Genomic DNA, 8,778 nt, shown 5'->3' with positions numbered 1-8,778 from the left:
GTCATCCCGTAGGGGCGAAGCATCGCCCTCCAGATGACCGGGGAACCCCCACCGATGTTGGGGGCGATGCTTCGCCCCTACTTCGCCTGTTTGACATCTCACGCCCAACCCTCTACCATATCGGTACACTAGTTCTTCACGCTGCCCATGAGGTACCCCATGAATGACGATCTCTTCAGTGGTCTCAACCCCGCCCAACAACGCGCCGTCCAAGCCGTAGATGGCCCGGTGTTGGTGTTGGCCGGGCCGGGTAGTGGGAAGACCCGTGTGCTGACTCATCGCGTCGCCTACCTCATTCGCGCCTTACAGATCGATCCCTACCAGATCCTCGCCGTCACCTTCACCAACAAGGCCGCCCGTGAGATGAAGCAGCGGCTGGTGCAGTTGGTTGGCGAGGAGGCTGCCTACGCGCTCACCGTCGGGACGTTCCATAGCCTCTGTGCGCGCTTCTTACGCCGCGATAGTGTTCATCTGGGGCGCGAACGCGATTTTGTCATCTATGATAGTGATGACCAAGAACGCCTCATGCGCCGTGTGGTGCGCGAACTCAACCTCGATGAGAAGAAGTATGCGCCGCGCGCTATGCTGTCGCGTATCTCTAGCGCCAAGAACGAGCTTGTCGGCCCCGCCGAGTATGCCCGTCTGAACCATACCTATCTTGATGAGATCGTCGCTCGCTGCTACGAACGCTACCAACATCTGCTGCGCCAGAGTAATGCTCTCGATTTTGATGATCTCTTGGTCGAGATGGTGCATCTCTTCGATCAGCATCCTGCGGTGTTGGCCCACTATCAGCGCCGTTATGCCTACCTGCTGGTGGATGAGTATCAGGATACCAACCGCGCCCAGTACATGCTGGTCAAGCATCTCGCCGCCCAGCGCCACAACCTCTTCGCGGTTGGCGATAACGACCAGAGTATCTACGGCTGGCGCGGGGCCGACATCCGCAATATTCTTCAGTTTGAACAGGATTACCCCAACGCGCAGGTGATCCTGCTCGAACAGAACTACCGCAGTACCCAGGCCATCCTCGATACGGCCCAGGCGGTGCTCGCGGGCGGCGGGCAACAGAAGCATCGCAAACACCTCTGGACGGAAAACGGTGCGGGTGCTACCGTCAGCCTGCACGAAGGCTACGACCAAGACGCCGAAGCCACGTTTGTCGCCGAAGAGATCGCCCGCCTCGTCGCCAGTGGCGAGGTGAGCTATGGCGACTGCGCGGTCATGTACCGCGTCAATGCCCAGTCACGCGCACTTGAAGAGACATTCATGCAGCACGGGTTACGTTACCAGATTATTGGTGGTACCCGCTTTTATGAGCGCAAAGAGATCAGAGATGTCATCGCCTACCTGCGCCTCGTCGCCAACCCCTACGATGACAGTGCCCTGACCCGCATCCTCAACTGGCCAGGGCGGGGCATCGGCGACCGCAGCGAGGCTGAACTGATTCGTTGGGCCAACGAGTTGGGCGTCCCGCTCTACCAAGCCCTGCGCGAGATCGAAGTTGGCACCAGCCCCTTTGCGGCCCGTACCCGCACCGCACTGCTCGGCTTCCTGGCCACCCTCGATCAGATCCTCACCATGCGCGCCACGCTGCCCCTCGACGATCTCTTCGATGCCATGATCGGACGCCTCGCGGTACGTGAGGTGCTGCTCAAGGAGTATGATCCCGAAGAGGCCGAAGATCGCTGGCGCAACGTCCAGGAGTTGCGCAACGTCATCAGCAACTACATCCATCTGCCGATTGAGGCCCAGTTGCCCACCTTCTTGGAAGATGTCGCCCTGGTTGCAGACGTAGACAAACTGGATGCGAAAGCTGATGCGGTCACCTGCATCACGCTACACCAGGCCAAAGGGCTGGAATACCCAGTCGTCTTTCTGGTTGGGCTAGAAGAGGGCTTGCTGCCCCACAGCCGCGCATTGGCCGAACGCGAGCAGGTGGAAGAAGAGCGGCGGCTGCTCTATGTGGGCATGACGCGGGCACGCCAGCGGCTCTACCTCTGCTACGCCTTCCGCCGCGCCACCTTCGGGCGCTTCATCGTCACTACCCGCACCCGCTTCTTAGCCGACATCCCCAAGGAGTTGCTGACTCAGCCCCACAAACGCCCCGCCACGCCCCCCACTGCCCAGACCAGCATGCTCACCTCGCGCAGCCGCATCATAACAACCCCGCCCGCCACGCCCGCCCCTCCCAGTAGCATCACCTTCGCGCCGGGGCAAGCCGTCGTTCATCCCATGTTTGGTGAGGGGGTGGTGGTAAGCAGCCGCCTGATCGAGAACGATGAGGAGGTGACGGTCATGTTCGCCGACAAAGAGCGCCGCCTGTTGGCCAGTTTTGCTAAGTTAGAACATCACGCAGGCTAACTGCTCACACTTTTTCTCGCATCTCGGTTTTGACGCAAAGACGCCAAGCCTGCAACAAAACCTTTGCGTCCTTGCGCCACCATGAGGCGGCTATTTCCTTCAAGTATGAATAGTTATATCTAGCGCTGCAACTGCTCGACCAAAAACTCACGCAACGCCCGCGCCGCCGGGGAAGCCACCCGGTCGCCACGCCACACCACCCCCAGCGAACGCTCCAACTTCTGATCGGAGACCCGCAGCGGCACCAAGTCAGAAACACTCTGCACCGCCAAGCGTGGCACGAGGGCGATCCCCAAACCCGCCGCGACAAAGCGCAACAGCGTGTCGGTTTGGCCACCATCCAGCACCACTCGTGGGGTAAACCCGGCCCGTTCACACACACTCAGCGCCGCCTCGCGTAGCTCGTAGTTCTCTGGCGAGAGCACCCAGGGTTCCTCAGCCAACTCGCTGATTGATACTTCGCTGCGCTCCGCCAACCGGTGCCCGCGCCACACCGCAATCACCATCTCCTCGGTAAAGAGCGGCAACACCGTCAGATTCTCGTCATCAACCGGCAACGTTACCACCGCAACATCAGTCAAGCCCGTCTCCAACAGATCGAGCAAGGTCTGCACCCCGGCTTCGTGCAGGCGCAGTTCGATCCCACTGTAGCGCTTGTTGAAGATCGCCAAGACCGGCGGTAACAACTGATTCCCCACTGTAGGTGGCGCACCAACCGTTGCCCGCCCCTTCCGCAACCCGATCCGCTCGGCCATCTCGGCCCGCGCCGCCTCAACCTGAGCCATCACCGCCCGTGCGTGTGGTAAGAGCGCCTCGCCCGCTTCGGTTAAGCGTACATTGCGTCCAACCCGATCAAACAGTGCGACGCCCAATTCATGCTCAAGCTGACTGACCTGTTTACTCAGGGCTGGCTGGGCGATATGCAGTTCAGCCGCCGCCCGCGTAACATGAGAATGGCGGGCCACCGCCTCAAAATAGCGCAGGTGTCGCAGTTCCATATGATCCTACGGCCTAGCGGGTTTCAACCCGCATGAAATGGACGGCGATGTCCGCTAATGCTCAAATTAAGTATAGCAGATCGAGCGGATCTGCGTGCTATAATGGCGTGATTGATACCTACCCTTCATTCGCGAGGTCGCTTATGCACCGCTCGGCACGCTTGTTCACGCTTGTATTCGTCTTGGCGGCACTGCTTGCTCTGCCCCAAACACCCACCGCCGCAGCTCAGGGGGAGCCGTTCGCCTTCTTCCCCCAAACTGGGCACAATATTGGGATGCAGGTCAAACAGTTCTTTGATGCCAATGGCGGCATTGATATTTTTGGCCTCCCGCTCACGGAGGTGATTGTTGATGCGAGCGGGCTTCAGGTGCAATACTTTGAACGCGCCCGCTTTGAACTGCGCCCCAATAATTCCTCTGGGCCAACTTTGAGCCTAACGCGCTTAGGTGCGTTGCTCACCGAGGGCCGCGCCGAACCGGCCTTCAACTGGTTGGCTGAATCTTCCGATCCCAACCGAACCTTCTTCCCCGAATCGGGCCATACCCTGGGCGGAGCCTTCGGGTGGTATTGGCAGACTCGCGGCGGTCTGCCGGTCTATGGCTACCCGATCTCCGAGGAGTTTGAGGAGTGGAATCCTGAGGATGGTCAGGTCTATCTGGTGCAGTACTTTGAACGCGCCCGCTTTGAGTACCACCCTGAATATGCCGGTACGCCCTACGAGATCCAACTCGGTATGCTCGGTAAACAGTGGCTTGAACGTGATCCGGTAGCAATGGCCGCTACCGCCCCAGCGACCGCGATGGTGCTACTCGGCGAGGCGACCACCGGTTTCTCCTCCTCGGCCAACGAGCGTATCACCAACATTACTCGTGCCACCGAGATGATCACGGGCTATGTTGTTCCACAAGGAGTCGAGTTCTCTTTTGTGAATGTCGGTGATTTCTCCGAAGCCAACGGCTTTGTTGATGGCTACGCCATCGTCGGCGGACGGCTTGAGAAGGTGGTTGGTGGTGGGTTGTGTCAGGTCTCGACCACCCTCTTCCGGGCGGTCTCCAACGCTGGCTTGCAGATCACCCGCCGTATCGGCCACAGCCACATCGTCAACTTCTATGAGAATATCCTCGGCTTCGATGCGACAATCTATACCCCTACCACCGATTTTCGTTGGCGTAACGATAGCCCCGCCCCGGTCTATGTCATCGGTACGGTGAATCGCACAACCTCCCGCCTCACCTTCCAGATTTGGGGCAATAGTGATGGCCGCCGCATCACCTATGATGGCCCCTACACCAAGAATTGGACCAAGCCGGGTGCCCCGGTGTGGCAGTATGATAAAACCTTGCCCAAGGGAGCCGTGCGCCAGTTGGTTCACGGGCGCTCCGGGGTTGATGTCAATTACTATCGCATCATCACCTTCCCTGATGGCACGGTGCGTCGTACTCACTACTTCACCCGCTATACCCCCTGGGAAGACTTCTATATCTATGGCCCTGGCGTCACCCCGCCTGATGGTGTGGTGATTATTCCTCCCCGCTCATAAAGACGATGATTATCGCGTAGGGGCGCAGCAGTCGCAGTGCGGCTGCTGCGTTGCTGCTTGATTTAGATAGTATGAATACCACCCTCTATCCATTGCTCACCACGCCCAAAATGGTCTCGCCGATCTGGGGCGGTACTCGTCTCGCCCCTTGGCTCGATCTGCCCGCACCCCACCCCGATCAGATTGGTGAGATCTGGCTGATCTATGACCAGAACCGCGTCACTAATGGCCCGCTCGCGGGCCAGAGTCTGGCCGAATTGGCCCGTACTTATGGGGCCACGCTTGTCGGTGAACGCAGTTTTGCCCGCTATGGCGCAGATTTCCCCCTGCTCGCCAAGTTTATCGATTCTGCGGAACGACTCTCTATCCAGGTGCATCCCGATGATGCCTACGCCCATCGCTACGAGGCCGCCTCCGGCTTCCACGGCAAGACTGAGGCGTGGTATATCCTCGATGCTGCCCCCGGTGCCGATATTACCTATGGCATGCGCCAAACCTGCGACCGCAACACGTTCGCTGATGCAGTTCACACCGGTACCCTGGAGGAGTTACTCGAACGGGTTCCGGTGACTCCCGGCGATATGATTCTGGTGCCCGCTGGTACGATTCACGCCATCAATGCCGGGTTGCTCATCTTCGAGATTCAGGAGCGCTCCGATCTGACCTATCGCGTCTACGACTATAACCGCCGCGATGCCAAGACCGGCCAACTGCGCGAATTGCACCTCGATAAGGCGCTCGATGTCTGTACCTTTGGCCCCGCCCACCACGCCAAGTTGCCGCATCTCAATCTTGCCCCCGGTCGTGACTTGCTCGTGGCCTGCCCCTATTTCGCCCTCGAACGCTGGCACTTGGCCGGGCATGCCGATCTGGAGTACCAGGGTAGTTTTGAGATCCTGACCATGATCGAAGGTGCGTGTAGCCTGATCTGGGCGCATGGTGAACTTCCGCTACGCCATGGCGATGCCGTGGTCATCCCCGATTCGCTCAAGCACTGTAGCTTGGTTGGCAAAGCCACGCTCATGCGGGTCTATGTTCCCGATCTGCCCACGCTGCTGGCAATGTTGCGCCGCGCAGGTCATACTGAGGATCTTCTTAACGCGACAATACCCACACTCTAGCCATGAAGAACACCTACCGCTTTTTTGTGGCCCCAGAACTGCTCACGGCTGAGGTCGTTACCCTCGATGATACCGAGTTGGTTCACCAACTGGTACGGGTTCTGCGCCTCACTCCGGGTGCCCAGATCATGCTCCTTGATGGTCTGGGTAACCAATACACGCTGGAACTGACCGCAGTGAGCCGCGTATGTGTCGTGGGCCATGTCCTCACCACTGGCCCCGCGCCCGACCCGACCTATGACCTGAGCCTGTATGTGGCGCTCATCCGCCCCGAACGCTTCGAGTGGGTCTTGCAGAAGGGGACAGAACTGGGGGTGCGTCGCTTTGTGCCGGTCTCCTTCAGCCGCTGCCTCGCCAACGAGTGCGCTGATGGGCGCAAGACTGAACGTTGGCAACGCATCATCCGCGAGGCAGCCGAGCAGGCATGGCGCGGGCGCGTGCCCATACTCAGCCCCGCGCTCAGTTTTGCTGCCGCCTGTGCAGAGGCCGCCACCGCCCACTTCCCGCTCATCCTCTGGGAAGGTGACGCGCCGCCCCTGCGTGATCGTCTGCGACCCCCAGCCCCCCACGCCAGCTACGCCATCCTCTCCGGCCCCGAAGGTGGGATCACCAGCGAAGAATTGGCGCTCGCTACCCAGCACGCCATTATGCCCGCCTCGCTGGGTACCCACATCCTGCGCGCCGAAACCGCCCCGATCATGGCGGCAGCCGCCCTCAGTTATGAACTTGGTGGCGAAGATCATGCGTCTCATCAATCTATGAGATCCTGAAAATCATTATCAGGTTTCCCAACGCGGCTGATTTTGATCTGAAATCGTCCCCCAACCGCTGATAGTGCCGATTTTTCGGCCATGCTTGGGTGGCTATGACTTCTATATACAATCAAAAACTATTTACAAATACTCTAGGTTCAATCTCTGTTTTTGCGTGTTATAACGGGGTAAAACAGAAAAGCTATTGACAACATAGCCTGAATATATTACTATGTCGTCACCTTTCGGCTACGAAGGGGCGGCTCATCAACCGCGTTACAGGCAAACAAGTGAGGTGGACTGCTCCATGATTGAGCTTAACCGTAATCAACCGCCTGCGCACCTTCATACCGATCTAGAAGATCTCCAAAGTCGCGCTGCGCATCACCGGGATCGCCATAAACAGAGCTTCCAACCGCTCGCTGATCTGCACCGCACTCTTGCTGCGGCGCTACGTTCCCCCGGTTCTTGGTTCTCAAAACTTCCTACCCGGTTTCTTCTGCATACCGTCGTTGTCTTGACGGTACCTCTAGCACTGCTGCTGAGCCAGATCCCACTACGTCCCGCCACTTCCGCCGATTCCTCGGCACTTACCACGCAAGATACCTTGATCGGTATGGCACCGATCAGCCTTGATACCTCCGGCACCCTTACCCAAATTGGCGATCCGCCTTTGGATGAGACCGAAGCTTTACCTGTACCCCTCTCCCTAAGTTCACGAAGCGAACTACTCGCCCCTATGGTGGTACCCGCCACCATCACTGGTGATGTGGTCAGAATGCGTAATGGCCCCGGTCTCGCCTATGATGATGTAAATCGTATCAACGGCGGGAGCAGTGTCGAGGTGGTTGGCCGCTACGAGGAGTGGCTCCAGGTTCGCCAAGCCAACGATCCGGCCATCTATTGGGTCGCCGCTGAACTGGTTGATATTCCCGAAGCGGTGATCTATGCCCTCAATGTTGTCCCTAGTGAGCAGATCCCACCGCCGCCGCCACCCAAGATCGGTGTGGTGGTCGAGGAGGGTCTTAACCTGCGCGATGGCCCCGGTACTAACTATGTCAGCATGGCTCGTATGTCCGCCGGCCAAGAGTTGACGCTGGTACAACAGTATCAGGAATGGTTCCTGGTTGAGTATGGCACCCAGTATGGCTGGGTCACCCGCGACTTCCTCAACATTGTGGATGGCGTGGTCGAGCGGGTACCTGTGGCACAAACGGTTCCCGATCCGAACCCGCCACTAGTTGGTATGGTGTTGGAGAACTCGGTCAATATGCGCAAGGGACCCGGCTCAGCCTATGATCGGGTGGCTACCATCAATGCCGGTGCTCAGGTATCGCTACTCGGTAAGTATAAGGATTGGTACAAGGTGCAGTTGAGCGATGGCACCAAGGCATGGATCTTCTCCGATCTGATGAAGATCTCGCCCATGGCCTCGCGGCGCGTGCCAGTCACTACCAACTTCCCAGCGCTGCCCACCCGCGCCACCACCACCCGTGGTTCTGGCTCTAGTGGTGGCCCGGTCAATGTCGCCGCGAGTGGCGATGTGGCCAGCTATGCGGTGCAGTTTATCGGCTCGCGCTATGTCTGGGGTGGCAGCAGCCCACGCGGCTTCGATTGCAGTGGCCTGACCAGCTATGTCTATCGCCAGTTTGGGGTCGGTTTGCCCCACAGCGCTGCGGCACAGTTTAGCACTCGCTATGGCGCGATGATCGGCAATATGGGCAGCCTCGCCCCCGGCGACCTGATGTTCTTCGCCAGTACCGGTGGTCGGCGCGGTATTTCGCACGTTGCCATCTATATCGGTGGTGGCCAGATGCTCCACGCAATGACGCCTAGCTATGGCGTGCAGGTGTCGGGGATCTGGAACAGTTACTGGCAGAGCCACTTTGTGGGTGCCATCCGCCCCTACCGCTAGAATCCGCATTGGGCGTAGGGGTGCATTGCGATGCGCCCCTGGTGGATGTTCGGGGGCGGCGAAGCCGCCCCCGAATTTTTGTTGTTG

Annotated in this window: 6 protein-coding genes; 5 read left to right on the top strand and 1 reads right to left on the bottom strand. The window is 58.9% G+C overall.

Features of this window, described 5'->3' with window-relative positions; genetic code table 11:
• The first annotated feature begins 159 nt into the window (after positions 1–159).
• Positions 160–2,364: an ATP-dependent helicase gene (locus EKD03_RS07660; protein ID WP_129629239.1), complete on the top strand. Its 2,205-nt coding sequence runs from the start codon at positions 160–162 to the stop codon at positions 2,362–2,364.
• 119 nt (positions 2,365–2,483) lie between these two features.
• Here EKD03_RS07660 and EKD03_RS07655 read toward each other — a convergent pair whose 3' ends face one another.
• Complete coding sequence (locus tag EKD03_RS07655) at positions 2,484–3,362, bottom strand: LysR family transcriptional regulator (RefSeq protein ID WP_129629237.1); 879 nt, start codon at positions 3,360–3,362, stop codon at positions 2,484–2,486.
• Between the two features lie 143 nt (positions 3,363–3,505).
• Between EKD03_RS07655 and EKD03_RS07650 the strand changes: the two genes are divergently transcribed.
• The 4 genes from EKD03_RS07650 to EKD03_RS07635 all read left to right on the top strand — a co-directional run bounded on the left by EKD03_RS07650 (position 3,506) and on the right by EKD03_RS07635 (position 8,691).
• Positions 3,506–4,903, top strand: a complete 1,398-nt coding sequence (locus EKD03_RS07650; RefSeq protein WP_129629235.1) for a VanW family protein — start codon at positions 3,506–3,508, stop codon at positions 4,901–4,903.
• A 71-nt stretch (positions 4,904–4,974) separates the two neighbouring features.
• Positions 4,975–6,024 carry a type I phosphomannose isomerase catalytic subunit gene (locus EKD03_RS07645; RefSeq protein WP_129629233.1) on the top strand — a complete coding sequence of 350 codons (1,050 nt, stop codon included), beginning with the start codon at positions 4,975–4,977 and terminating at the stop codon, positions 6,022–6,024.
• Between the two features lie 2 nt (positions 6,025–6,026).
• On the top strand, positions 6,027–6,794 hold the full coding sequence (locus EKD03_RS07640) for an RsmE family RNA methyltransferase (protein WP_129629231.1): 768 nt from the start codon (positions 6,027–6,029) through the stop codon (positions 6,792–6,794).
• 289 nt (positions 6,795–7,083) lie between these two features.
• The gene (locus EKD03_RS07635) at positions 7,084–8,691 is read left to right on the top strand and encodes a C40 family peptidase (protein WP_129629229.1); all 1,608 of its coding nucleotides are present in this window, start codon (positions 7,084–7,086) and stop codon (positions 8,689–8,691) included.
• Positions 8,692–8,778 lie beyond the last annotated feature (87 nt).

It is taken from the genome of Candidatus Oscillochloris fontis, from assembly GCF_004138135.1.
GTDB classification, from domain to species: domain Bacteria; phylum Chloroflexota; class Chloroflexia; order Chloroflexales; family Chloroflexaceae; genus Oscillochloris; species Oscillochloris fontis.
This window is presented reverse-complemented; position numbering and strand designations above follow the sequence as displayed.